This window comes from Promicromonospora umidemergens, from assembly GCF_024171995.1.
In the GTDB taxonomy this organism is placed as follows: domain Bacteria; phylum Actinomycetota; class Actinomycetes; order Actinomycetales; family Cellulomonadaceae; genus Promicromonospora; species Promicromonospora umidemergens.
In genome coordinates, this window is the sequence record NZ_JAMTCT010000005.1 from 236,690 (window position 1) to 262,200 (window position 25,511).

The 25,511-nt window shown below is 71.6% G+C and carries 22 protein-coding genes; 13 read left to right on the top strand and 9 right to left on the bottom strand.

Features of this window, described 5'->3' with window-relative positions; genetic code table 11:
* Positions 1-281: 281 nt before the first annotated feature.
* The gene (locus APR04_RS11250; RefSeq protein ID WP_253870226.1) at positions 282-3,842 is read left to right on the top strand and encodes a family 43 glycosylhydrolase; all 3,561 of its coding nucleotides are present in this window, start codon (positions 282-284) and stop codon (positions 3,840-3,842) included.
* A gap of 61 nt (positions 3,843-3,903) precedes the next feature.
* On the opposite strand, the gene APR04_RS11255 is transcribed toward APR04_RS11250, so the two are convergent.
* Genes APR04_RS11255 through APR04_RS11265 form a run of 3 tightly spaced genes read right to left on the bottom strand, consistent with a single transcriptional unit; the run spans position 3,904 to position 7,454 of the window.
* Positions 3,904-6,204 (bottom strand): FtsX-like permease family protein, encoded by a 2,301-nt coding sequence (locus APR04_RS11255; protein ID WP_253870229.1) that lies wholly within the window; start codon positions 6,202-6,204, stop codon positions 3,904-3,906.
* Positions 6,201-6,884: an ABC transporter ATP-binding protein gene (locus APR04_RS11260; protein ID WP_253870232.1), complete on the bottom strand. Its 684-nt coding sequence runs from the start codon at positions 6,882-6,884 to the stop codon at positions 6,201-6,203. Before APR04_RS11260 ends, APR04_RS11255 begins: the two co-directional genes overlap by 4 nt.
* A 48-nt stretch (positions 6,885-6,932) precedes the next feature.
* Complete coding sequence (locus APR04_RS11265) at positions 6,933-7,454, bottom strand: PadR family transcriptional regulator (protein WP_253870235.1); 522 nt, start codon at positions 7,452-7,454, stop codon at positions 6,933-6,935.
* 237 nt (positions 7,455-7,691) lie between these two features.
* Between APR04_RS11265 and APR04_RS11270 the strand changes: the two genes are divergently transcribed.
* The gene (locus APR04_RS11270) at positions 7,692-9,284 is read left to right on the top strand and encodes a peptide chain release factor 3 (RefSeq protein WP_253870237.1); all 1,593 of its coding nucleotides are present in this window, start codon (positions 7,692-7,694) and stop codon (positions 9,282-9,284) included.
* 67 nt (positions 9,285-9,351) lie between these two features.
* Positions 9,352-10,530 carry an AI-2E family transporter gene (locus tag APR04_RS11275; protein WP_253870240.1) on the top strand — a complete coding sequence of 393 codons (1,179 nt, stop codon included), beginning with the start codon at positions 9,352-9,354 and terminating at the stop codon, positions 10,528-10,530.
* A gap of 17 nt (positions 10,531-10,547) precedes the next feature.
* On the opposite strand, the gene APR04_RS11280 is transcribed toward APR04_RS11275, so the two are convergent.
* Complete coding sequence (locus APR04_RS11280; RefSeq protein WP_253870242.1) at positions 10,548-10,940, bottom strand: MerR family transcriptional regulator; 393 nt, start codon at positions 10,938-10,940, stop codon at positions 10,548-10,550.
* 182 nt (positions 10,941-11,122) lie between these two features.
* Between APR04_RS11280 and APR04_RS11285 the strand changes: the two genes are divergently transcribed.
* The 3 genes from APR04_RS11285 (at position 11,123) to APR04_RS11295 (ending at position 15,407) form a co-directional block, all read left to right on the top strand.
* Positions 11,123-12,673 (top strand): SulP family inorganic anion transporter, encoded by a 1,551-nt coding sequence (locus APR04_RS11285; protein WP_253870244.1) that lies wholly within the window; start codon positions 11,123-11,125, stop codon positions 12,671-12,673.
* Positions 12,674-12,815: 142 nt separating this feature from the next.
* On the top strand, positions 12,816-14,501 hold the full coding sequence (locus APR04_RS11290) for a ribonuclease J (RefSeq protein ID WP_253870246.1): 1,686 nt from the start codon (positions 12,816-12,818) through the stop codon (positions 14,499-14,501).
* Between the two features lie 144 nt (positions 14,502-14,645).
* Complete coding sequence (locus APR04_RS11295) at positions 14,646-15,407, top strand: DUF427 domain-containing protein (protein ID WP_253870248.1); 762 nt, start codon at positions 14,646-14,648, stop codon at positions 15,405-15,407.
* An 11-nt stretch (positions 15,408-15,418) separates the two neighbouring features.
* On the opposite strand, the gene APR04_RS11300 is transcribed toward APR04_RS11295, so the two are convergent.
* Positions 15,419-15,796 (bottom strand): MerR family transcriptional regulator, encoded by a 378-nt coding sequence (locus APR04_RS11300; protein ID WP_253870250.1) that lies wholly within the window; start codon positions 15,794-15,796, stop codon positions 15,419-15,421.
* 85 nt (positions 15,797-15,881) lie between these two features.
* On the opposite strand from APR04_RS11300, the gene APR04_RS11305 reads away from it, so the two are divergent.
* On the top strand, positions 15,882-16,610 hold the full coding sequence (locus APR04_RS11305) for an SDR family oxidoreductase (protein ID WP_253870252.1): 729 nt from the start codon (positions 15,882-15,884) through the stop codon (positions 16,608-16,610).
* Between the two features lie 32 nt (positions 16,611-16,642).
* Here APR04_RS11305 and APR04_RS11310 read toward each other — a convergent pair whose 3' ends face one another.
* From APR04_RS11310 to APR04_RS11320, 3 genes are all read right to left on the bottom strand, one after another.
* A complete protein-coding gene (locus APR04_RS11310) occupies positions 16,643-17,254 on the bottom strand; it encodes a class I SAM-dependent methyltransferase (protein ID WP_253870253.1) in 612 nt (203 codons plus the stop codon).
* A gap of 71 nt (positions 17,255-17,325) precedes the next feature.
* A complete protein-coding gene (locus APR04_RS11315) occupies positions 17,326-17,949 on the bottom strand; it encodes a class I SAM-dependent methyltransferase (protein ID WP_253870256.1) in 624 nt (207 codons plus the stop codon).
* 69 nt (positions 17,950-18,018) lie between these two features.
* Entirely contained in the window at positions 18,019-18,705 is a 687-nt protein-coding gene (locus APR04_RS11320; RefSeq protein WP_253870259.1) for an SDR family NAD(P)-dependent oxidoreductase, read from the bottom strand.
* A gap of 140 nt (positions 18,706-18,845) precedes the next feature.
* On the opposite strand from APR04_RS11320, the gene APR04_RS11325 reads away from it, so the two are divergent.
* Both APR04_RS11325 and APR04_RS11330 read left to right on the top strand, forming a co-directional pair.
* Complete coding sequence (locus APR04_RS11325) at positions 18,846-19,736, top strand: helix-turn-helix transcriptional regulator (protein ID WP_253870261.1); 891 nt, start codon at positions 18,846-18,848, stop codon at positions 19,734-19,736.
* 89 nt (positions 19,737-19,825) lie between these two features.
* Entirely contained in the window at positions 19,826-20,389 is a 564-nt protein-coding gene (locus tag APR04_RS11330; RefSeq protein WP_253870263.1) for a hypothetical protein, read from the top strand.
* 138 nt (positions 20,390-20,527) lie between these two features.
* On the opposite strand, the gene APR04_RS11335 is transcribed toward APR04_RS11330, so the two are convergent.
* Positions 20,528-21,514: an NAD(P)/FAD-dependent oxidoreductase gene (locus tag APR04_RS11335; protein WP_253870265.1), complete on the bottom strand. Its 987-nt coding sequence runs from the start codon at positions 21,512-21,514 to the stop codon at positions 20,528-20,530.
* A 91-nt stretch (positions 21,515-21,605) separates the two neighbouring features.
* Here APR04_RS11335 and APR04_RS11340 point away from each other — a divergent pair, with 91 nt between their 5' ends.
* The 4 genes from APR04_RS11340 to APR04_RS11355 all read left to right on the top strand — a co-directional run bounded on the left by APR04_RS11340 (position 21,606) and on the right by APR04_RS11355 (position 25,505).
* Complete coding sequence (locus APR04_RS11340; protein ID WP_253870267.1) at positions 21,606-22,196, top strand: helix-turn-helix domain-containing protein; 591 nt, start codon at positions 21,606-21,608, stop codon at positions 22,194-22,196.
* 115 nt (positions 22,197-22,311) lie between these two features.
* Positions 22,312-23,595 carry an MFS transporter gene (locus APR04_RS11345; protein WP_253870269.1) on the top strand — a complete coding sequence of 428 codons (1,284 nt, stop codon included), beginning with the start codon at positions 22,312-22,314 and terminating at the stop codon, positions 23,593-23,595.
* Between the two features lie 48 nt (positions 23,596-23,643).
* A complete protein-coding gene (locus tag APR04_RS11350) occupies positions 23,644-24,819 on the top strand; it encodes a sensor histidine kinase (protein WP_253870271.1) in 1,176 nt (391 codons plus the stop codon).
* Entirely contained in the window at positions 24,816-25,505 is a 690-nt protein-coding gene (locus tag APR04_RS11355; protein WP_308292343.1) for a response regulator transcription factor, read from the top strand. Before APR04_RS11350 ends, APR04_RS11355 begins: the two co-directional genes overlap by 4 nt.
* The last annotated feature ends 6 nt before the right edge of the window (positions 25,506-25,511 follow it).

A 25,511-nucleotide genomic window follows, 5' to 3' on the forward strand; every position in this document is an offset into this window, starting at 1 on the left:
GCACAAAGGCGCCGCCCGGCGGGAGCCGGCGGCGCGGGGCACGCGCTGGGTGTGAGGGTGCGTTCCGCGCCGCTAGCGGGCGGAACGCTCTCTGATCATCGCGTTCATGGTCGCGTTCATGGTCATGGCATTCATCGCGGCCGACCCTACGAACGAGCCCCCGGAGCGCGCCAGGGTTTTCTGCCCTGAGGTCGCCGCGGACTGTTGAGAGGGCTTGACAGGGCGATCCGCCGATGGTCGTATGGCGCCACTGTTAACGCTCACATTCTCGCGAGGTCACCGTGCAAAGAAGCACCAGTCCTTCCCGGCTGCCCCTCCGTACGGTCGCCGTGGGCGCCGTCGTGGCACTGCTCGGGAGTATCTTCCCGTTCCTTCCAGCCAGCGCCGCGACGTCCCAGGAGACGTCGGCCGCCCCGGAGCTCACGATGTCCGAGAGCACCACCTCCGCCGGCTCGGCCGCGCAGTCGGAGGCACAGTCCGAGGCACAGTCCGAGGCCGACGCCGCGGCGGCCGCGCTCGGCGTCGTCCACGCCGACGACGTCCGCGGGCACCTGACCCTGCCGTCGTCCGGTCTGAACGACGCGGCGGTCACCTGGACGTCGTCGGACCCCGCCGTCGTCGCCACGGACGGCGTGGTCGACCGCCCCGCGCACGGCACCGGGGATGCCGCGGTGACCCTGACCGCTACCGCCGACGTCGGCGGCGCGACCGCCACCCGCGAGATCCCCCTCACCGTGCGGGAGCAGCAGGCCGCCGCGCCGTACGAGGGCTACGCCTTCAGCTATTTCACCGGGAACTCGGTCGCCGGCGAGAAGATCTACTTCGCGGCGAGCCGCGGCAACGACGCCCTGACGTGGGACGAGCTGGGCGGGGGGCAGCCCACGCTCGAGTCGACCGAGGGCACCCTCGGGCTGCGTGACCCGTTCCTGATCCGCTCGCCCGAGGGCGACCGCTTCTTCCTGATCGCCACGGACCTGTCCATCGGTCGCAACGGCGACTGGGACGCCGCACAGCGGCAGGGCAGCAAGCACCTGGAGATCTGGGAGTCCACGGACCTGATCAGCTGGTCCGAGCAGCGGCACGTCAAGGTCTCGCCCGACAACGCAGGCAACACCTGGGCGCCCGAGGCGTACTGGGACGAGTCGCTCCAGCAGTACGTGGTGTTCTGGGCGTCGAAGCTGTACGCGGAGGACGACCCGGACCACACCGGGAGCGCGTACAACCGGATGCTCTACGCGACCACGCGCGACTTCGTGACGTTCAGCGAGGCGAAGATCTGGCAGGACCGCGGCGAGTCCCGGATCGACTCCACGGTCATCAAGGAGAACGACACCTACTACCGCTTCACCAAGGACGAGGGTGGCGGCGGCACCGGCTGCTCGGACATCATCCAGGAGAAGTCGCCGACCCTGACCGCCGTCGACCTGCCCGGTGACCCGGCGTGGGAGTTCATGGCCGGCTGCATCGGCCGCGACGCCGGCACCTCCGCCGTCGAGGGGCCGACCGTCTTCGAGGCCAACCCTGGCGACACCTCCGGCTCGCCGTACTACCTGTTCGTCGACGAGTACGGCGGCCGCGGCTACATCCCGCTCGGCACGGACGACCTGGAGAACCCGGACTGGCAGGTCGCCCCGGACTACGACCTGCCGGCCAGCCCGCGCCACGGCACCGTCATCCCCGTCACCGCGACCGAGCTCGCGGCGCTGCGCGAGGGCATCGTGCTCCCGGAGGAGCCCACGCCCGTCGTCGCCGACGAGAACGGCCTGGTCGCGCAGTACGACCTCGACGCGGACTCGGGCACCGTCGCGACGGACGCCACCGGCCACGGGTACGACGGCGCCGTCAGTGGCGACGCCACCTGGGCCGACGGCGCGCTGGACCTCGGCGGCACCGACGGCCACGTGAAGCTGCCGAACGACATGATGGCGGGGCTCGACGCGATCACCGTCTCGACGGAGGTCTGGCTGGACCCGGCTCAGGCGACGCCGTACTTCGTCTGGGGCCTCGGCAACACGGACGGCGCCGGCGTCGGTAACGGCTACCTGTTCACGACCGGCAACAGCTACCGGACGTCGATCGCCACCGGGAACTGGAGCACCGAACAGACTGTGACCTCCGGGTCGGCCCTGCCCCGCGGTGCCTGGAAGACGCTGACCTACACGCTCCAGGACGGCACCGCCACGCTCTACCTCGACGGCGTGCAGGTCGGCGAGAAGACCGGCGTCACGATCGAGCCCGGCGACATCGGGGACGGCCGGACCACCGCCAACTACATCGGCCGCTCCGTCTACGGCGCCGACAAGTACCTCAAGGGCAAGGTGCGCGACTTCCGCATCTACAACCGGGCCCTGCCGGCCGACGAGGTCCGGGAGCTCGGGGCGGACCCGACGGCCATCACCGGCGTGCAGCTCGACAGTCTCAAGGTCCCGGCGGTGATCGACGCCGCGACGTCGACGGTGACCCTGCCGGTCACGCCCGGCACCGACCGGACGGCGCTGGAGCCGGCCTTCGAGGTCGTGTCCACGTCGACGGTCTCGCCGGAGCCCGCTGGCCCGACCGACCTGTCGGCACCGACGACGTTCACGGTCACGGCCGAGGAGGGCACCACCCGGGACTGGACGGTGCGTGCTGTCGAGATGCGGTCGCCGGTGCTGCCCGGCCTGTACGCCGACCCGAACATCGCGAAGTTCGGCGACTACTACTACCTCTACGTGACCACCGACGGCGTCGCGGGCTGGGGTGGCAAGGACTTCTACGTCTGGAAGTCGAAGGACCTGGCCGACTGGGAGCGCTCGGACGAGCCGTTCCTGACCCTGGACGGCGAGAACGGCAACGTGCCGTGGGCCAGCGGCAACGCCTGGGCGCCCACCATCATCGAGCGCAACGGGAAGTACTACTTCTACTTCTCCGGCCACAACCCGACGTACAACCGCAAGACGCTGGGCGTCGCGGTGGCCGACAGCCCTGAGGGGCCGTTCACCGCGCAGCCGGAGGCGATGATCCTCAACAACGAGGCGGTGACGTCGGGCCAGGCGATCGACCCGGCCGCGTTCGAGGACCCGGAGACCGGGAAGTTCTACCTCTTCTGGGGCAACGGCGGGCCGTCGAACGGACCGGTCTACGCCGAGCTGAGCGACGACATGCTCTCGATCAAGCAGGACACGCTCGCGCGGATCAGCGGCCTCACCGACTTCCGCGAGGGCCTCTTCCTCAACCACCGCGACGGGCTCTACCACCTGACCTACTCGATCGACGACACCGGGTCGGCGAACTACCGGGTCGGCTACGCCACGTCCACCAGCATCCACGGACCGTGGACGTACCGCGGCGTCATCCTGGAGAAGGACCCGAGCCAGGGCATCCTCGGGACCGGGCACAGCTCGATCGTCCAGGTGCCGGGCACCGACGAGTGGTACATCGCGTACCACCGGTTCGGGATGCCGGGCGGCGACGGGACGCACCGGGAGACCACCATCGACCGGCTGACGTTCAACGACGACGGCACGATGAACGACGTGGTGCCGACGCTCACGAGCGTGGACCCGCTCACCTACGACGGCGAGCGGCCGGAGCCCGTGCGTCCGCCGAAGGTGCGGGGCAGGGCGGCTGTCGGCGGCACCCTGGCCGGGACGCCCGGCACGTGGGACAAGGACGGGCTGACGTTCAGCTACCAGTGGCTGCGGGACGGTGAGCCGGTGGTTGGTGCGACCCGCCAGACGCTGCGGGTGACGGCCGCCGACGTCGGGCACCGGATGTCCGTCGAGGTGACCGCGGCGCGGCCGGGCGCGTTCGCGGGAGTGGCGCTCTCTGCGGAGAGCGACACCGTGAGGGCGAAGAGGTAGCGAAGGCCTGCGGCCCTGACTGGTGTACCCGGTACGCCGAGTCAGGGCCGCAGACCAACTCCTACTCGCTGCGGAGACCCCCCGGACGGGTCAGGTGCCACAGCAGCGGCAGGCCCGCGGCCGTCGTCAGGAGCACCATGAGCGCGGCAGCCCCGGAGGTTACGCCCACGGTCAACCAGTCGAAGGCCAGCGGCGCGTCGACCGCCGCCTGCAGCGCCAGTGCGAGGACCGAGCCGGTGACCACCGCGATCGCCAACCCGAGTACCACGGGGATGGCCACCTGAAACAGCACCGAAGCGCCGAGCGTCCGGCGCCGCGTGCCGAACGCGACGAGCACCGCGAGCAGCTGACGGCGCTCTCGGAGCTGCTCGATGACGTTGACCAGCATGCTCGCCCCGATCAGCACCAGCAGGGCCACCGTGCCGACCAGGAGCGCGCTCTGGACGTTGCCCAGGATCAAGGTGGTGCGTTCCGGGGCGATCGGCGACTCGTAGGCGGCCGGGTCGACCTGGGCCGCCGCGGTCCGCATATGGTCCGCCGCGTCCAGGACGGCAGGATCGAGCGCGACGTAGACGGTCATCCCCTCCGGCTCGACGTCTATGCCGCCCAGCGCCCCAGGCGTGACCATGATCCGCGCGGACATGCCGCCCATCGAGCCGACGGTGCCCGGCGCCGGGCCCACGACCTCGGCAGATGCCGGCAGCGTCCACCGCGTGTCCTGGCCGGTGCCCAGCAGGTAGACGCTGCCCGACGCCGGGGTGGTCGTACCGTCCGGCGCGACGACGAACGCGTCGCCGTCGTCGCACGAGTCGAGCTGGGCCTCCTGGGCCAGCACCTCGCACGTGCCGATGTCGATCAGCGTCTCGTCGCTCGAGGCGGGCTGCCCCGCCGTTGCCGGCGTGGGCCGTGCCCACATCGAGGTCAGTAGACCGACCCTCGTCACCCCCTCGGCACGGGACAGCTCACGCTCCCACGTCTCCGCGGAGTCCGCTTCCGGATCGATGTCCAGCACGGTGGCCTGGAACGTGCTGGTGTCGGCCTGCGACCAGGGACTGAGCTCGCCGATCGTCGCGACCAGTCCCTGCATCGCGATCAGGCCGGCCACCGAGACGGCGATCCCGGAGACCGAGCGCACCGCCGTCCCGCTGTCGAGCTGCAGACGGCGTACCGCGAGATCCCACGCGACGCTGCACCCGTTCAACCGGTGCACCGTCGCCTCGACCAGCCACGGAAGGATCAGCGCCACACCCACCAGCACGAGGATCAGGCCCGCCACGACCATGACCTGGCTGCCCGGCGAGGTGTCGAGCCCATCGATCAGCGGGGTGAGCAGAGCCAGGCCCACCACCGGGACGACGAGCCGCCACCAGAACCGCCGCCGACGCTCGCTGCCGCGCCGAACGACACCCAGCGGCTCGACCAGCACCTGCTTGAGTGCCGACAGGGTGACCAGCACCGTCGTTGCCGGCACCAGCACCACCGTCAGCGCTGCGAGCACCGGGGCGGGGCGCAGGTCCTCCGGGTAGAAGCTCAGCTCCGCGGGCACGGCGTAGGCCGCCAGGCGCCCGATCGCAAGGAAGAGCAGCGTTCCGACGGCCAGCCCGCCCGCGGCACCGGCGAGGGTCTCACCCGCGGCGATCCGGCGCGTCATACCGACGTCCGCCCCGACCAGCCGCAGCGCCGCGAGCCGACGGTCCCGGTTCTCGCTGCCGAAGCGCACGGCCGTGCTGATGAAGATCGCGACGGGGAGCAGCAGCACGACCATGCCCACCAGGGCGAGCAGCAGAAGGACGGGGCCGAGGCCCGCGCTGCTCCCGTCGGCCCCGCCGAACGACTGGATGCGATCGACGTACTCCGATCCGGCGGTCAGCTGGTCGGTGCCCAGGTAGAACCTGAGCTCGTCAGGCCCGGTCAGGCCCTCGTCCCCGATGGTGCCGACGACGCGGTCGCCCCACCGGTCGCGCAGCGCGGCGCCGTTGTCGGAGGCAAGCAGGTCGCCGAGGGCGGGGGAGACGACGAGGTCGCCCGGCTCGAGCTGCCGGGGCACGCCCGGGGGCAGTGGCGCGTCGTCGTGCTCCGGCTGGAGCAGCAGCCCGACGACCGGGGCATCGCGGAACGACGACTTGACCTCCTGGGTCAGCATCGTCGGCTCGCCCGGGGTCAGCTGCTGGTCCCAGGTCACGGAGCGCGCGTCGGCCCGCTCGGTGCGGGCGTCGAGCACCGTGGGGATGCTGGCGGCGACCAGCAGCATCGTGACCCCGAGCCCCACGCCGACGGCGATCAGGGCCAGCCGGACCCAGCCGGACCGTCCGCCGCCGACGCTGAGCCGGATGCCGAGCGCCAGCTCGCTGATCCGCCTCATCGGACGTGCTCCCGTGCGCGCACGCGGCCGTCGCGCACGACTGCCTCGTGGTCGGAGTACGCGGCGACGCGCGGCTCATGGGTGACGAGCACGACGGCGGCCCCGGTCTCCCGGGCGGCCGCGACGAAGAGCTGCATGACCCGCTCGCCGTTCAGGGTGTCCAGCGCGCCGGTCGGCTCGTCGGCGAAGACGACCCTGGGCCGGGTCACGAGGGCACGGGCGACCGCCACCCGCTGCCCCTGTCCGCCGGACGCCTGGCCGGGGCGCTTGCCCGCGACGTCGGACACCTCGAGCCGCTCCAGCCACGCCGCGGCGCTGCGCAGCGCCGCGCGCCGGGGCGCACCGCCTAGCCGCAGCGGCAGGGCCACGTTCTCCAGGCAGGTGAGCTCGGGGACGAGCTGCCCGAACTGGAAGACGAACCCGAACTCGGTGCGCCGCAGGGCGCTGCGCTCGTCGTCGTGCATGGCGGTCAGGTCGCGCCCTGCGTAGGTCACGCGGCCCAGGTCGGGGTGGAGGATCCCGGCCAGGCAGTGCAGCAGGGTGGACTTGCCGGACCCGGACGGGCCCATCAGCGCGAGGATCTCCCCGGCGTGCACCTGCACGGAGGCCGAGTCCAGCGCCGTGGTGGCGCCGAAGCTGAGGTGCAGGCTCTCGGCGGTGAGCAGTGGTTCGGTGGGCATCGGGTCTCCAGGATTCGGGTCGCGTGGCGGGGGAGCTGGGGTGACGCGTTACGCGCGGACCTGCGCGGCGAGCTGCTGCATGCGCGCGGCGGTGAGCTCGAGCCAGCGCAGGTCGGCCTCGAGGTGGAACAGGGCGTGGTCGCAGACGAGCTGGTCGGCCAGGTCGCCGCCGTCCCTGCGGCGCGTGAGCTCACGCATGAGGCGCAGGTGCTCCGAGCGCTGCGTGTCGAGCACGTCGTTGGCGTCGTACCCGGTCAGCAGGGCGAGCACGACCTTCGTGTACAGCGTGCTCTGCAGGTACGGCTCGGGCTTCTCGGGCACGGCGAGCCAGCCGGCGACGTCGGACACGCCGGCGTCCGTGATCGCGTACTTCTTGCGCTCCGGACCCGCACCGGGCTCGGCCTCGACCTCGACGAGCCCGTTCTTCAGCAGCCGGGCGAGCGTCGAGTAGACCTGGCCGTAGTGCAGCGGCCGGTCGTGCCCGAAGCGCTCGTCGTAGGACCGCTTGAGGTCGTACCCGTGGCGCGGCCCGGCCTCGAGGAGCCCGAGCAGGGTATGTGCGACAGTCATGCTGGTAACTATACACACGCTGTATACACCGAAAGTCTAGCGGGTGGGTGCCGGTGCCGGCAGGCCCTGCCAGGTCGTCCGTTGCCCCGAGATCGGCCCAGGCCTGTGCCGACATCGAGGCAAGCTCACGACTCCGTGGCGCAAGCTGCCGACGGCGTGCGGGAAGATAGGGTGGAGGACTGTCGAACGAGAGATGGGCATGGCGTTGTTGCAGCACGAACAGATCGGTGAGTCTCGGTGACAGTTCTTACTTCCGACGCCCGCTCCGTCGAGGCACAGGCGGCGCGTCGACGCAGCATCGCCGTGATCTCCCACCCCGACGCCGGCAAGTCGACCCTGACCGAGGCGCTGGCGCTGCACGCGCACGCCATCGACGAGGCCGGGGCGGTGCACGGCAAGGGCAACCGCGCCGGCGTCGTCTCCGACTGGCTCGAGATGGAGCAGAAGCGCGGCATCTCCATCACGTCCGCGGCGCTGCAGTTCGCCTACGGCGACGTCGTGATCAACCTCCTGGACACGCCGGGCCACGCCGACTTCTCCGAGGACACCTACCGCGTCCTGACCGCGGTCGACGCCGCCGTCATGCTCCTCGACTCGGCCAAGGGCCTCGAGCCGCAGACGCTCAAGCTGTTCGAGGTGTGCCGCCGCCGTGGGGTGCCGGTCATCACGTTCGTCAACAAGTGGGACCGCCCCGGCCGCGAGGCGCTCGAGCTGTGCGACGAGCTCGGGGAGCGCATCAATCTGCGCCCGACTCCGCTCACCTGGCCCATCGGCGAGGCGGGCCGCTTCCTCGGCCTCCTGGACCGGGCCAACGGCGAGGTGCGCACCTACCGCCGCACCCCGGGTGGCGCGTCGATCGCCGAGGAGAGCCTCCTGACGCCCCAGGCCGCCGCCGACACCCTTGGCGACGACCACACCGAGGCCGTCGAGAGCGTCCAGCTGCTCGACGCCGTCGACCGCGCCTCGTTCCTCGCCGGCACCACGACGCCCATGCTCTTCGGCGCGGCGCTCGCGAACATCGGCGTCCGCCAGCTCCTCGACGCCGTCGTCGACCTCGCCCCCGCTCCGGGCGCGCGGCCCGACGTCGGCGACGGCGAGCGCGCCGTCGACCAGCCGTTCAGCGGGTTCGTGTTCAAGATGCAGGCAGGGATGGACCCGAACCACCGCGACCACGTCGCGTTCATCCGGGTGTGCTCCGGCCGCTTCGAGCGCGGCATGGTCGTCACGCACGAGCGCACCGGCAGGCCGTTCGCCACCAAGTACGCCCTGTCGGTCTTCGGCCGGGAGCGTTCGACGGTCGAGGACGCCTACCCCGGCGACGTCGTCGGCCTCGTCAACGCCAGCACGCTCGCGGTCGGCGACACGGTCTTCGACTCCTCGGGTCCGAAGGTGCGCTTCCCGCCGATGCCGGTGTTCGCGCCGGAGCACTTCGCCGCGGCTCGCGTTGCCGATCCCGGCCGCTCCAAGCAGTTCCGCAAGGGCATCACCCAGCTGGAGCAGGAGGGCGTCGTCCAGGTCCTGATCAACGAGGCGCGCGGCGACGGCAACCCGATCCTCGCCGCGGTCGGCCCGCTCCAGTTCGAGGTGGCGGCCTTCCGGATGGAGCACGAGTTCTCGGCGCCGATCCGCATGGAGACGCTCGGCCTCTCGCTCGCCCGTGAGGCGGCTCCCGGTGACCTCGACACCATCGGCGGCTACCCGGGCCTGGAGATCGCGCGGCGCGGCGACGGGACCCCGCTGGTCCTGCTCCGTGACGTCTGGCACGCGCGAGCGTTCGAACGTGCGCACCCCGACGTCCCGTTGATCCCGCTGGTCGCGAGCGGGGTCTGACACCCACGCGGGCACGACCGGCGTGGGAGTGCCGGCTCGGGGCCGGTCGGAGCACTACGGTCTTGGCATGACGTCGCCCAGCTCGTCCGAGACCGGCGAGGCCGGCCCCGGCTCGCCGACCGGGACCGCGCAGCCCCCTACGGACGAGCCCGTCGCGCCGCCCGGTGCGCACGACTCCCCACGCCCGCCGCGCTGGCTGCCCCGTGCGCTTGCCATGGCCGTGGCGGCCGTCTTCGTCGCGATCTTCGCGTGGAACGCGCTGGGAGACCTCGAAGGGCTCTTCGTGAACGTGCTCATCGCGTTCTTCATCGCCCTGGCGCTCGAACCGAGCACGGTCTGGCTCGTGCGGCACGGGTGGCGGAGAGGGCTGGCGGCGGCGGTCACGCTGCTGGGGTCGCTCGTCGTGGTTATCGTGCTCATGACGCTGTTCGGCAACCTGTTCGTGCAGCAGCTCGTCGAGCTCGCGCAGTCCGTCCCCCGGCTCTACGCGGGCCTGCAGGGCTTCCTCGTCGACCGCTTCGACGTCGTCGTCCCCGACACGCAGAACTTGCTGCGGCAGGCGCTGGACGAGTTCGGTGACGACGTCGCCTCCGGGGCGCTGCTGGTGGGCACCACCGTGGTGGGCGGGCTCCTCGCGACCCTGACGATCCTGCTCGTCGCCTACTACCTGCTCGCCGCGGGGCCCCGGTTCCGCGCCGCGGTGTGCGGCTGGCTGACGCCGGCGCGGCAGCAGGAGATGCTGCACCTGTGGGAGGTCACCCAGCGCAAGGTGTCGGACTACATCGGCTCCCGCGTGGTCCTGGCAGCGGTCTCGACGGCGGTCACCTTCGCGCTCCTGGCGTTCCTGCAGACGCCGTACGCCGTGCCGCTCGCCGTCTTCGTCGGCGTGGTGTCCCAGTTCGTGCCGACGATCGGCGCCTACCTCGGTGGCGCGCTGCCCACCATGGTGGCCCTGACCGCGCAGGGCTGGCCCCAGGCGCTGGGCGTGCTCGCCTTCGTGGTGGCCTACCAGCAGTTCGAGAACCTGTACCTGGCCCCGAAGGTGTCCGCCCGGGCGCTGGAGATGAACGCGGCGGTGAGCCTGCTGGTGGTGCTGGCGTTCGGCGCGGTCTTCGGGGTGCTCGGTGCGTTCCTGGCGTTGCCCGTCGCCGCGACCGTCCAGGCGGTGGCGACCACCTACTTCCGGCGCCACGAGCTCGTCGAGTCGCACATGCTGCGCGACCCGGAGTCCGCGGCCAGGGCGTGATCTGCCCGACGGTGCGGTCAGACCGCGCCGAGCAGGGTGATCAGCTCGTCGGCCATGTCGAGCTTGCGGGCCAGGTCGGCCCGGCGCGCGCGGGACGTGGTGGTGAACTCGTCCAGCCGAGCGCGCAGGTCGGCGCCGTCCGGGTCGGTGGTCTCGCCGGCGCCCAGGCGGTGGACGACGTCGAGCAGGTCGGCCATCTCGTCGAGCGAGAAGCCGAGCGGCTTCATGCGCCGCACCAGCAGGATGCGGTCGACGTCGGAGTCGGTGTAGAGCCGGAACCCGCCGTCGGTGCGCCCTGACGGGGTGACCAGGCCCACCTCGTCCCAGTGCCGCAGGGTGCGCAGGGACAGGCCGGCGCGCTCGGCGACCGCGCCGATGCGCATGGTGGTCGAGGTGCCGGGGGTGCCCATGTTGCAACTCTACCCTTACGTAAGGGTAGAGTTGTGCTCGGCGCACCACCGGTCTGCGGTGGATCGGCGCCGACCCTCATCTTCGTACGCAGCGTCGCGTGCTCAGTCCTGTCCGATCGGACCGGGTCCCGCGACCTCGGTCCTCGGGACGTGCCGCGTCCCAGAGCCCGAAGGAACACCGCGTGCCACAGCCTCCCGCCGGCCTGCCCGATCCCGCCCCGGCGCCGATTCCCGTCACGGGCGCCCCTGAGGCCACGGCCTCCGGCTCGTTCAGGGCCGCGTTCAGCTCGGTCCGGACGTTCCGCACCGAGGTCCTCGGCGGGCTCGTGGTGGCGCTGGCCCTGATCCCGGAGGCGATCGCCTTCTCGATCATCGCGGGCGTCGACCCGCGGATCGGACTGTTCGCGTCGTTCACGATGGCCGTCACCATCTCGTTCCTCGGCGGTCGCCCGGCCATGATCTCCGCCGCGACGGGCGCGATCGCCCTGGTCATCGCCCCGGTGGTGCGCGAGCACGGGCTCGACTACCTGATCGCCACCGTCATCCTCGGCGGGATCATCCAGGTGGTCCTCGGCCTGCTCGGCGTCGCGAAGATCATGCGGTTCATCCCGCGCTCGGTGATGGTCGGCTTCGTCAACGCGCTGGCCGTCCTCATCTTCCTGTCGCAGGTGCCGCACCTGATCGACGTGCCGTGGATCGTCTACCCGCTGGCCGCCGTCGGCATCGTGATCATGGTGCTGCTGCCCCGCTGGACCAAGGTGGTCCCGGCCCCGCTCGTCGCGATCGTCCTGCTGACCGCTGCCGTCGTCCTGGCGGGCATCAACGTGCCGACCGTCGGCGACGAGGGTGCGCTGCCCGACTCGCTGCCCAGCCTGTTCTTCCCCGACGTGCCGCTGAACCTCGAGACGCTGCAGATCATCGCGCCGTACGCGCTGGCGATGGCGCTGGTCGGCATCCTGGAGTCGCTGCTCACCGCCAAGCTGGTCGACGACGTCACCGACACCCACTCGAACAAGACCCGCGAGGCCTGGGGTCAGGGCACCGCGAACATCGTGACCGGGTTCTTCGGTGGCATGGGTGGCTGCGCGATGATCGGCCAGACCATGATCAACGTGAAGGCCTCGGGCGCACGCACCCGCCTGTCGACGTTCCTGGCCGGCGTGTTCCTGCTGGTCCTCGTGGTCGGCCTCGGCGACGTCGTGGCGATCATGCCGATGGCGGCCCTGGTCGCGGTGATGATCATGGTGTCGGTCGGCACGTTCGACTGGCACTCGATCCGCCCGGCGACCCTGCGGCGCATGCCGAAGTCGGAGACCACGGTCATGGTCGCGACGGTGGTGGTGACCGTGGCTACCCACAACCTGGCCTACGGTGTGATCGTGGGGGTGCTGGTCGCGATGGTGCTGTTCGCCCAGCGGGTCGCGCACTTCACCTCCGTCAAGCGCCTGGACGCATCCGACGCTGACGACCAGCGGGTGTACGCGGTGGAGGGTGAGCTCTTCTTCGCCTCGTCCAACGACCTGGTCTACCAGTTCGACTACGCGGGCGACCCCGAGAACATCGTGATCGACATGACCAAGGCCCACATCTGGGACGCCTCGACCGTCGCGACGCTTGACGCGATCACGACCAAGTACGAGGCCAAGGGCAAGACCGTGACGATCATCGGCATGAACGACGACTCCGCAGCGCGGCACGGGCGGCTCGCCGGCAACCTTGGCGCCGGCCACTGAGCCACCGACCGACGCAGCGACACCTACGTACTCACAGCGCCGCACCCGCGGCGTGACACGCTGAGCTCCGACCCCTCCTGGCGGCTGTCCCACGCCAGGAGGGGCCGGGCCTTTGCAGCTAACCTGTTCCGGAGGGACATCTATGCATACCGCACCACGAGACCTCGCCCGCCCGCCCGCCGCCCCGCGGCAGGGCCTGCGCATCACCCCGCTCGGCGGCATCGGCGAGATCGGCCGAAACATGACCGTCTTCGAGCACGAGGGCAAGCTGCTCGTCGTCGACTGCGGGGTCCTCTTCCCTGAGGACACCCAGCCGGGGATCGACGTCATCCTGCCCGACTTCACGAGCATCGAGGGCCGCCTCGACGACATCGAGGCCATCGTGCTCACGCACGGGCACGAGGACCACATCGGCGGGGTGCCCTACCTGCTCAAGCAGCGCCCGGACATCCCCGTCGTGGGGTCAGAGCTGACGCTGGCGTTCCTGTCCGCGAAGCTGGTCGAGCACGGCATCAAGCCAGTGCTCGCGCGGGTCGAGGCCGGCGACCGGCACACGACGGGTCCGTTCTCGCTCGAGTTCATCGCCGTCAACCACTCGATCCCCGACGGGCTCGCCGTCGCGATCCGGACCGCCGCAGGACTGGTGCTGCACACCGGCGACTTCCGGATGGACCAGTTCCCGCTCGACGGGCGCCTGACCGACCTGCGCGCCTTCGGCCGCCTGGGCGAGGAAGGCCTCGACCTGCTGCTGGTGGACTCCACCAACGCCGAGATCCCCGGCTTCAACATCTCCGAGACGGAGCTGACCTCGGCGATCGACCAGGTCTTCGCCACGACCCCGGGGCGGGTCATCGTCTCCAGCTTCGCCAGCCACGTCCACCGCATCCAGCAGACGCTCGACGCGTCGCACGCCCACGGGCGCAAGGTCGCGTTCGTCGGGCGGTCCATGGTGCGCAACATGCGCATCGCGCGTGAGCTCGGCTACCTCACCGTCCCGCGCGGGCTCGTGATCGACTACGCCAAGACGCGCAACCTCGCCCCGAACAAGGTGACGCTCATCTGCACCGGCTCCCAGGGCGAGCCCATGGCGGCGCTGGCCCGGATGGCCAACGAGACGCACGAGGTCCGCGTCAGCGACGGCGACACCGTCCTGCTGGCCAGCTCCCTGATCCCGGGCAACGAGAGCGCGATCTACGGCATCATCAACAAGCTCACCGACCTGGGCGCCAACGTCGTGCACAAGGGCAACGCGCGCGTCCACGTGTCCGGGCACGCCAGCGCCGGCGAGCTCGTCTACTGCTACAACATCCTGCGCCCGCGCAACGTCATGCCGGTCCACGGCGAGCCCAAGCACCTGCGTGCCAACGGCGCCCTCGCCGAGCGCACCGGTGTCCCCGCGGACAACGTCCTGATCACCCGCGACGGCGTCGTGGTCGACCTGGTCGACGGCGTCGCGCGCATCGTGGGACAGGTGGAGCACGACCTGGTCTTCGTCGACGGCCAGACCGTCGGCCACGTCACCGAGAACACCCTGGCCGACCGGCGCCAGCTCAGCGCGGCCGGCGTCCTGACCGTGCTGGCCTTCCTCAAGTCGGGCACGGCAGAGCTCGCCGAGCCGCTCGAGTACCTCCACCGCGGCTCCGTGCACGGCCAGGACAGCCTCGACAACGCCTCGCGCGCAGTCGAGAAGGCGCTGGCCGACGCGACCCGGAACAAGACCACCTCGGGTGAGCAGCTCGAAGAGATCATCGCCAAGGCGGTCGCACGGTCGCTGGCCCGCAGCTCGCGACGGGAACCGATGGTCATCGCCGTCGTCCTCGACGCCTGACGGTCTCCCGCCCGGGACGCGCGGTGCGACCGTCGTCCCGGGCGAGGAACAACCTCGGCCGCTCACCTGGTTGTCGACGGGTGAGACGTCCGGGGCCGTGGGTAGCGTGGTCCTGGTCGCGGCCCGCAACGAGAGGTGACCCAGATGCCTGAGATCGTCGAGAACCCGTTCGTGATCCCGCCTGGCACGGCCAGGCTCGGCCAGACGAGGATCCGTGCCTACAGTGCCGGCGAGCTCGTCGCAGACGCGGACGGTGCGCTGCTGGTCTGGGAGAACCCGTATTCTCCCCGGTACTTCTTCGCGCCAGGCGACCTCGAGGCCGAGCTGCGTCCAGCCGGGCAGGGCCGACGGTCCAGGTCGCTCGGTCCCAGCGAGGTGTTCGATGTCGTCGTGGGCGGCCGCGTGCTGGAGGGCGCCGCCCGGCGCTACCGCGAGGCGCCCGCCGAGGCGATGCGCGACTCGTTCACCCTCACCTGGTCGGCCTTCGACACCTGGCTCGAGGAGGACGAGGTGCTCCACACCCACCCGCGCAGCCCGTACGTGCGGATCGACGCACTGCCGTCGAGCCGGCACGTGCGCGTGGTGGCAGGGGGAGAGGTGGTCGCCGAGTCGCACCGGCCGGTCGTGCTGACCGAGACAGGCCTGGGCCCGCGCTACTACCTGCCGCGCGCCGACGTCCGGATGGACCTGCTGACGCCCACCGACACCGTGAGCCACTGCCCGTACAAGGGTTCGGCCTCGTACTGGACCCTGAACGCCGGGGAGGTCGAGCTGACCGACGTGGTCTGGGGCTACGACACTCCGCTGCGCGAGGCGCTGCGGGTGGCGGGGCTGGTCTGCTTCTGGCCGGAGAAGAGCGCCGACCTGGAGTTCTACGTCGACGGGGAGCGGGTCGGCCGGCCGTAGGTCTGGTCCGGCTACGGGTGGGTGCCGCTGATCTCGATGACCTCGTCGAGGCGGCCAAGGGCGGTCTGGAGGTCGTCGACCTTGGCCTGGATGCGGTCGCGCTCGGCGCGCAGCATGGCGCGCTGCTCGGCGTCGGTGTGCCCGGAGTCCCAGCACGGCATGAGCTCCGCGATGCTCCTGCTGTTCAGGCCTGCGGCGTACATCTGCTGGAAGAAGCGCACCCGCTCGATCGCCTCGTGCGCGTACAGGCGCTGGCCGGACGGGCTGCGCTCGGCCGCGAGCAGCCCCTGCTGCTCGTAGTACCGCACGGCGCGCACCGAGACGCCGGCGCCGCGGGCGACCTCGCCGATACGGATCAGCGGCTCGGTGGCCACCTCGGTGACGGGCATGCGGGCTCCCTGGTTGCCGGCTGCTTGCCGGCTCGAAAACTGATACTTGCCTCTGACGTCAGCGTCAGGTCTTAGCGTACCGGACATGGACATCAACAACTCAGTTGCCCTTGTCACCGGAGCCAACCGCGGGCTCGGTCGCGCCATCGCCCAGCGCCTGCTCGAACGGGGTGCGCGCAAGGTCTACGCGACGGCCCGCCGGCCCGAGGCCGTCGATCTGGCAGGGGTGGAGGTGCTCGCCCTCGACATCACCGACCCCGCGTCGGTGCACGCGGCGGCCGAGGCGGCCCCCGACGTCTCGCTGCTCGTCAACAACGCAGGCATCCAGACGGCGACCGACCTGGTGACCGGCTCGCTCGACCGCCTGCGCGACGAGCTGGAGACCAACCTGTTCGGTGGTCTGACGATGATCCGGGAGTTCGCCCCGGCCCTCGCCACGAACGGCGGAGGCGCGATCGTGAACGTCCTCTCCGCCATGTCGTGGTTCGGGACCCACGGCGGCACCAGCTATCACCTGACCAAGGGCGCGGCGTGGGCCATGACCAACGGCGTGCGCCTCGAGCTCGCCGAGCAGGGCACCCTCGTGACGGGCGTCCACCTGGGCCTCGCGGACACCGACATGGCGGCAGGGTGGCCGGTCGCGAAGATCACGCCGACCGAGCTGGCCGACGCCGTGCTCGACGGCGTCGAGCACGGCGCCGCCGAGGTGCTCGCCGACCAGTGGAGCCGTGACGTCAAGGCGCGGCTGCCGCTCGCGCCGGAGGAGTTCAACGCGGCGATGGGCCGAGCGCTGGCGGCGCTGACGGCGGCGTGAGCCGACGTCGGCGGGCCCGGGGTGCCTGCCCGTTACCGTAGGCGCCTGGCGTGCAGGACGGTGTCGTGGACGTGGTGCGTGCCCTCGGGCGGAGCGGTGGTGCGGAGCCTGCTCTCGTTGACCTGGACGGTCCAGTCGTCGCCGAGGAGCTGCGCGATGTCGTCGGGCGCGTAGTAGTCGGCGGGGTCGAAGTCCGGGTGCCGGTACGTGGCCAGGTCGGACATGTCGTGGCTGCCGACGAGCAGGGTGCCGCCGGGCGCCACCACGTCCAGGAGCCGGTGCAGCGCCGCGCGGCCCGACCGGGTCGGGAGCGGGAAGTACTGGAGGGAGACCAGGTCGAAGGGGCCGTCGGGCGGCGGCGTGGCGGTCAGGTCGGCCTGCTGCCACGTCACCAGCCCGGCGAGTCCCGCTCCGGCGGCTGCGGCCGCGCCACGGTCCAGCGCGACCTGGGAGATGTCGGCAGCCGTCACCTGCCACCCCTGCCCGGCCAGCCAGAGCGTGTCGCCGCCCTCGCCACAGCCGACATCGAGAGCCCGCCCCGGCGGCAGGCCGGCCACCTCGGTGACGAGCACGCCGTTCGGGTTTCCGCTGAAGAGCCGGTCCCGGCTGCTGTACCGCTCGTCCCAGTGCTGTGCGTCGTTCATGTGTCCTCGTGTCCTCATCCCGTCGGGCTGTCGTGTGCCCCTTCAGGATGCGACTTCAGGTCGACATGAGGTCAACTCGGCTTGCGGGCCGCGAGACGCTCGACGATCCCCTTCGTGAACCGGTCGTGCCGCTCGATGTCGAGCCCTGCGGCCCGGACGTGCTGGATCGGCCGACGGCGGAAGTGCTCGTTCTCGAACCGCACGCTGTACAGCTCTGCCGCGGCCTGCAGCATCCGGATCACCGGCGACGTGCTGACCACGTGGTCGGCGAGCAGCAGCAGGCCGCCCGGCCGGAGCACGCGTACCATCTCGTCGACGGCGCCGCGGTCGTCGGGCACTGCGCACAGCCCGAAGGTGCAGACCACCGTGTCGAAGGAGGCCTCGGCGAACTCGAGCCGCTGGGCGTCGCCGACCCGGAGATCGACCTCGCGGCCGAGCTCGGCGGCACGTTCGCGCGCACCGGCGAGCATGGCGGGGCTCAGGTCCATGCCGGTCAGCGTGACGTCGGCGGGATACCGGCCGAGGTTCAGGCCCGTCCCGACCGCGACCTCCAGGACCTGGCCGGTGGCCTGCCGGCACACCCAGTCGCGGGTGTCGCCGAACAGCCGCTCGGCGCGGTCCATCTTCTGGTCGTACCCCGCCGACTGCCGGTCCCAGTGCCGCCGCACCCGGTCGATGCTCGGCTGTCTCGCCATGCTTTCCGCCCGCCGCTCGTTGATGCCAATGGCGACACGGTATCGCCGACGACATGGTCCGGTGGGCAGCTACCAGGGCAGCGTGCCGTTCTCGTCCTGGAGAGTCCCGGTCGGGCCGTCCGCATCGAGCGTGGCCAGCCGCACGACGACGCGGGCGCTCTCCTCGGGTGCCCTGCCGATCCCGAAGGCCGCCGTCATGTCGGTGGCCGTGGTGCCGGGCTCGAGGGCGTTGAACCTGATGCCCGGCTGGGACTTCGCGTACTGGACCGTCAGCATGGTGGCTGCCGCCTTGGACGCCGCGTAGAGCGCGAGCGGCATCTGGGACTCCGGCCGGCCGGGGTTGGTCACCGCCCAGAACGACCCGAGGCTGCTCGAGATGGTCACGACGTTGGGGTTCGAGGACTCGCGCAGCAGCGGGAGCGCCGCCTCCGTGACGCGCACGATGCCCACGGCGTTGGTGTCGAAGGCGTGCAGAGCCGCGGGGCCGTCCACGGCGCCGTTCGCCAGGATCCCCGCGTTGTGCACCAGCACGTCGAGCCGGCCCTCGGCGGAACCGATGGCCGCCAGCGCGCCGGTGACCGAGGCGTCGTCGGTCACGTCGAGCTGCACGAACCGCGCACCGAGCTCGGCCGCGGCCTTCTCGCCGCGCTCGATGTCGCGCGCGCCGAGGTAGACGACGTGCCCCAGTGCCAGAAGCTGCTTGGCCGTCTCGTAGCCGATGCCCTTGTTGGCCCCGGTGATCAGTGCGATGGTCATGTCTCTCCTTCACGAAATATGTGGCCCCAGCGAGCCGTTGCAGACGCTATGCGCGGCCACTTCTCCGGACCAGAGCCCTCTCGAGCCCGGGGTGTGACAGGGCCCCCTCTGTCCGCCTCGCAGAACGGCGGGCAGATCGCATGAGCGGGTCGACCAACGCCCTTGGCACGTACCTGCGCGCTCGGCGCGAGCTGGTGACCCCTGCGCAGGCGGGCATCCCCGACGGCGGTGTGCGGCGGGTGCCAGGGCTGCGGCGCGAGGAGGTCGCCATGCTGGCCGGCATCAGCGCCGACTACTACCTCCGGCTGGAGCGGGGTCGCGACCGCAACCCGTCCGGGCAGGTCCTCGAGTCGCTCGCCCGCGTGCTCCAGCTCGACGACGCCCACGTGGCGCACCTGCAGACGCTGGTCGCAGAGGCGCCCCGGCAGCGCGGACGTCGACCGCGCGAGGAGACCCCACCGCCCGGGGCGCTCAAGCTGCTGGACTCCCTGGTCCAGCCCGCCATCATCGAAGGGCCGTACTTCGACGTCCTGGCCTCGAACAGTCTCGCCCGAGCGCTCTCTCCTGGCCTCGCCGTAGGCGGCAACCAGCTGAGAGACCTGTTCCTGGACGAGGACCAGCAGAACCTCCACCCGGACTGGCGGGACGTCACCGAGTGCTTCGTGGCGAACCTGCGGCAGGTCGTGGGCAATGCCGTCGACGATCCTCGCCTCATCGAGCTCACCGAAGAGCTGTCCCTGGCCAGCCCACGATTTCGCCAGCTGTGGGCCCGCCATGAGGTGCGGGGGCAGCGCGGGACGCCGATCCGGTTCGACCACCCGCAGGTCGGGGAGCTCACCCTCAACCGGGAACGGCTGGAGATCGGTGGAGCCGAGGGGCTCATGCTCGTCGTGTTCCACCCTGACGCCGGGTCCAGCGACGCCGACAAGCTCGCTCTCCTGGCCTCGGCCGACCTGCCCACCTCGGACAGGGGCACGGTGGAAACCGGTGGCGCGGCCAAGAATCGGGTGGTCGCCCCCGGACTCGCGTGACGCACGGTTCGCACGGACGGCGGGGCCGCGCCGGGAACGGCTGAAAACTGGTGTCCCCACAGGCGACTTTCAGGGGCGATACTGGGTAGGTGACTACGTCCAGCGAGACCCCTGCGGTGGCAGGAGCGAAGATCCCGGTAGAACTACTCTTCCGGGTCCCCTACGGCAAGGTCCTGCACGGCAGGAACTGCACGCACCTGACCGCGGACCGCCTGGCTTCCCTGCAGCCCGCGACCGAGCTCGACAGGCAGAAGTTCAAGGTGTGCAAGACGTGCCTCGTGGCGCTCGCCGGCGCAGGCCCCGATGACTTCGACTCGTTCGAGGCCGCGCTCGAGGCGTTGCCGATCCCGCTGGCGCACCGGCCGGCCATGCGCGAGATCGCCGAGGGGCTCGACAAGAGCCGGATCTGGATCCCGTCGTCGCGCTCGTACGTCGCGGTGTCGCCCGGCGCGGGGCACGAGGTGACCGCCTACTTCAACAAGGGCTTCGTCGACGTCCATCAGGACGGCGGCGGGTACAAGCGCGTCCTGATGGCCGGGTTCTCGGGAACGCAGACCAACACCTTCGCGCATGCGCCCGACGCCGCTCCGGCGAGCTGCCCCGGCTGCTACATGCAGCTGCCCGCGACCGGTCGGTGCGACGCCTGCGACTGACCGTCGCGAACGATGTCCTGACCGAGCCGGTGGGCCCGCACAGTGTTCTGTGGGGCCCACCGGCTTTTGTCCGTCCGGTGTCGGGCCCGGTGGCGTCCGTCGGGCTCAGCCCGGTCGTACCGGCCCGGCCCGGTCAGGTCACGCCAGGGCCGCCGCGGTGTCGGCGGTGACCAGGTCGGCGTTGAGGTGGGCGCCGGCCAGTGCCCCTGCGGCCGCTGACGCGCCGACCTGGGCGGACGGGTCGCTGGCGTTGCCGGCCACCCACACGCCCGGCACGTCGGTGGTACCGGCCGTGCCCGTGGTGATGTGGCGGCCCATCCCGTGGGGCAGGTCCGCCGTCGGCAGCCCGAGGTCTTCCAGCCCTTCGGTGCGCGGCAGCATGGTGGTCGCTACCGTGAGCACCCGCCGGGCCACGAGCTGTCCGTCCGTGAGGCGCACGCCCGCGACGGCGCCGTCGTCGGTCGCCACGACCTGCTCGACGGCGGTCTCGACCACGCGGATGTCACGGGCGGCAAAGCGCGCCCGGGTGTCGTCGTCGAGCTGCGTGCCGCGCGTGAAGTAGACGAGGTCGTCGGTCAACTGGCGGAACAGCAGCGCCTGGTGCACCGAGGCCGGGCCAGTGGCGAGGATGCCGATCGGCTCGTCGCGCACCTCCCACCCGTGGCAGTAGGGGCAGTGCACCACGCTGCGCCCCCAGTGCTCGGCCAGGCCGGGCACGTCGGGCAGGACGTCGCGCAGGCCGGTGGCGACGAGGAGGCGGCGAGCGTGCAGCGTGGCGCCGTCGGCCAGGGTGACGGTGAAGCGCGGGTCGCCGGCCGCGGACGGCTCGGCAGGGGCGGCCTTGATCACCTCACCGGTCATGACCGTGGCGCCGTACCGGCGGACCTCCGCGCGGCCCCGCTCCAGCAGCTCGGCCGGGGGAGTGCCGTCAAGGGCGAGCAGCCCGTGCACACCCTCGGCAGGGGCGTTGCGCGGGGTACCGCTGTCGATCACGACCACCGAGCGGCGCGAGCGGGCGAGCATCAGCGTGCCGTTCAGACCGGCGGCGCCACCGCCGATCACCACGGCGTCGAGGGTCTCGGTCGGCAGTCCGCCGGTGGTGGACGCGGTGCTGGTCGCAGGCATGGGGTTGTTCCTTTCCGTGGCGGCCCCTGGTTGAGGGCCGGACACCGACGAGGCTAACCACGGCTTGCAGCGAGAGCATAGTATCTTGCCTATGACGCAAGAAGATGGCGAGCTGGACAGCCTGGTACGCAAACGCATCCGTGCGCTGCGCGTGGCGCAGGGCTGGTCCCTGGAGGAGCTGGCGACCCGCGCCCGGGTCAGCCAGTCCACGCTCAGCCGCATCGAGAACGGCCAGCGCCGCCTGGCGCTGGACCAGCTCGTCGTCCTGGCGCGTGCCCTCGACACGTCGCTGGACCAGCTGGTCGAGACCGCTGCCGACGACGTGATCTCCAACCCCACGATCGACGGGTCGCACGAGGTGATGCGCTGGCCGCTCAAGGCCGAGCCGGGAATGAGCGTGGTGCGGCAGCGCATGACCAGCCCGGTGCCCGACAGCCCGTCGCGCCTGCGGGCGCATCCCGGCCGAGAATGGCTGGTCGTCATCTCCGGTACCGCGACCCTGCTCCTGGGCAACCGGCGCTTCCGGATCGAGACCAACCAGGCGGCGGAGTTCCCCACGATGCTCCCGCACGCGATCGGCGCCGAGGGCGGGCCGTGCGAGATCATCGGCATCTTCGACCGCGACGCACGCCGCGGCCACCAGCGTGGACAGGACGCGGAAAAAGCTGGTCGTCCGGACTGAGCCGTACCTGGTACGGCGAGTCGGCCAGCCGGTGTCGCGCGCACCACAGTGTCCGATATCCGCAGTGTCCGATATCCGCTTTCCGTACCCGGACCTCGCGGGCGAGGATCAGGCTGTGACATCCTCTCCACGCTCCGGCGCGCTCGGTTTCTGGTCGGAGCTGCCCCGTGACGGCCGCTGGCTGCTGTCCACCGTGGTGGTGCAGTTCTTCGGCCGCGGCCTGACGCTCCCGTTCACGATCATCTACCTGCACGAGGTGCGGGGCTTCTCCCTCGGGCTGTCCGGCACGCTCATGGGGCTCATCGCCGTGGTCGGCCTGCTCGTGACCGGTCCGGCCGGGGCGCTCGTCGACAGGTACGGGGCCCGGCGGATCATGCTCACCGGCCTGTTCTTCGCCGTCGCGGGGTACGCGGTGCTCGCGTTCGCCACCGTCCCGGCGATGGCCGCGCTCGGGCTGGCGCTCTTCGGCGTTCAGCTCGGCGTCGGGTGGCCGTCGGTCAACGCGCTCGTCGCAACGGTCGTCGAGGGCGACCTGCGGCAGCGGTACTACGGCGTGAACTTCGCGCTGCTCAACCTCGGCGTCGGCGTGGGCGGCGTGGTGGGCGGGCTCGTGGTCGACGTCGAACGGCCCGGCACCTTCGTCATGGCGTTCCTGGTCAACGCGGCGACGTTCATCGTGCCCGTCTTCGTGCTCACGGGGCCGCTTCGACACCTGCACGGGCGGGTCGACCGGCCGGTGGACGACGGCGCCGCGGACGGCTACCTCGCCATCCTGCGCCGGCCCGAGGTGCTCTGGCTCTCCGCGCTCGGGCTGCTCGCGGCCTTCGTGGGCTACGGGCAGATGGAGGGCGGCTTCCCTGCCTTCGCCCGGCTGGTGGCCGAGGTGTCGACCCGCGCGATCGGCTTCGCGTTCGTGGTCAACACGGTGGTGATCGTGGCGCTGCAGTTCTGGGTGATGAACCGGGTCCGCGGCCGGCGTCGCACACGGGCGCTCGCGCTGATGGCTGTGGTGTGGGTGGTGGCGTGGCTCCTGCTGGGGCTCGCCGGCCTGGTGCCCGGCGGCACGGCGGCCGTCGTGATCGTCCTGGTGTTCCACGCCTTCTTCGGGCTGGGGGAGACCCTGATGCAGTCCGCCCTGCCCGCACTGACGAACGAGATGGCACCCGCGCACCTGCGCGGCCGCTACAACGCCATCGGCTCCGGTGCGTTCCAGGGCGGCACCATCGCCGGTCCCGTGGTCGCGGGCCTGCTGCTGGAGCGCGGATGGGCCGGCGGGTTCATCGGCGTGATGGTGGCCGGCTGCCTCGGGATCGTGGCCGTGGCGTTCGCCCTGGGGCGGCGGGTGACGCCCGTGGTCGACGGCGTGGAGCGCGTGCCGGTGGAGTCGACGCAGGCCTGAGGTGCGCGTGCCGTCTGCTCGTGGTCCGGTCGTTCTAGGCTCGGGGTGATGAGCGGATCGACGGGCACCCGGGCGCGGCCACCGGGGCAGGCAGGGCGGGACCGGCTGGCCGACGGCGTCCTGATCCTGGTGGCGGCCTCGCTGGGGCTCGTGGCGGTGATCCTCCAGGTGAACGAGCCCTGGCCGGGACCCGCCTGGCTCCTGTTCGCGGACCGGTCCGCGGGAGTGCTCGGCTGCCTCGCGCTGTGGTGGCGGCGCCGGTTCCCGCTGGTGCTCGGCATCGCGCTGCCGGTCGCGAGCTCGTTCTCCGAGACCGTAGCGGGGGCGGCGATCGTCGCCCTGTTCACCGTGGCGGTGCATCGCTCGGCCCGGGCCACGGCCGTCGTGTGCGCCCTCAGCCTGGCGGCGCTCAGCACGTACCAGCTGCTGTGGCCCGAGCCGTCGACCCCGCCGCTCACGGTGTTCACCATCATCGGCCTGGGGCACCTCGCCGTCGTCGCGTGGGGCATGTCCCTGCGCAACCGCAGGGCGCTGGTCACGTCGTTGCGGGAGCGGGCGGTCGCGGCCGAGGTCGAGGCGCGGCTGCGCGCCGAACGCTCTGAGCACGAGGCGCGTGAGGCTCTCGCGCGGGAGATGCATGACGTCCTCGGGCACCGGCTGTCGCTGCTCAGCGTCCACGCCGGCGCTCTCGCCTACTCCCGCGACGCGTCGGCCGCGGACAGGGCGCGGGCGGCCGAGGTGGTCCGCGAGAACGCGCACCGGGCCCTGCAGGATCTCCGCGAGGTGATCGGGGTGCTCCGGGCCCCCGTGGGGGAGCTGCCGCTGCCAGGCGTCGAGGACGTGCTCGAGCTGATCGACGAGGCGCGCCAGGCCGGGACGCCGGTCGAGCTGCGGGACGACGCCGGAGTCACCACCCGCGACCGGACCCTGCCGGACACGCAGGGCCGCACGCTCTACCGCGTCGTGCAGGAGTGCCTGACCAACGTGCGCAAGCACGCCCCGGGCGCGTCGGTCGTCGTGCGGATCGCGGGGCGACCGGGCGGCCACGTGACCGCCGAGGTGGTCAACGCGTCACCGACCGATCCGCCTGCGCATCCCCAGGGTTCCGGCGCGGGGCTGCGTGGGCTGGGGGAGCGAGCCCGGCTCGTCGGCGGGCAGCTCGACCACGGCCCGACGGGCTCGGGCGGCTGGCAGGTCCGGATACGTCTACCGTGGCCGCCGTGACTCACCCCACGCCCGCCTTACCCACCGACGTCCTGCTCGCCGACGACGACCCGGTCGTCCGGTTCGGGCTGAAGATGATGCTGAGCGGCGCGGCCGACCTCCGGGTGGTGGCCGAGGCGAGCGACGGCGCCGAAGCGGTAGAGCTGGCCCGGCGCCACCACCCGGACGTCGTGCTGATGGACATCCGGATGCCCGGCACCGACGGGCTCACCGCCACCGAGACGCTGCGGAGCCGGACGCCCGCCCCGCAGGTCATCGTGCTCACCACCTTCGACGCCGACGCCCACGTGCTGCGCGCTCTCCGTGCCGGTGCGGCCGGGTTCCTCCTCAAGGACACCCCGCCTGACGAGCTCGTCGTAGCGATCCGGCACGCCGCCCAAGGCCGTCCCGTGCTCTCGCCCGAGGTGACCCGGAGGCTCATCGCCCGGGTAGCGGGCTCCGACCAGGACACCCGTCGGGTCGCAGCCCGCCGTCGGCTCGACGCGCTCGGCGACCGGGAGCGGGCCGTCGCCGTGGAGATCGGGGCCGGGCGCTCCAACGCCGAGATCGCCGCCCGGCACCATCTCGGCCTGACCACGGTCAAGACCCATGTGTCGGCGATCCTGGCCAAGCTCGACCTCAACAACCGAGTGCAGGTGGCCCTGCTCGTGCACGACGCCGGGCTCGCCCAGCCCGACCAGGACTGAGCGACG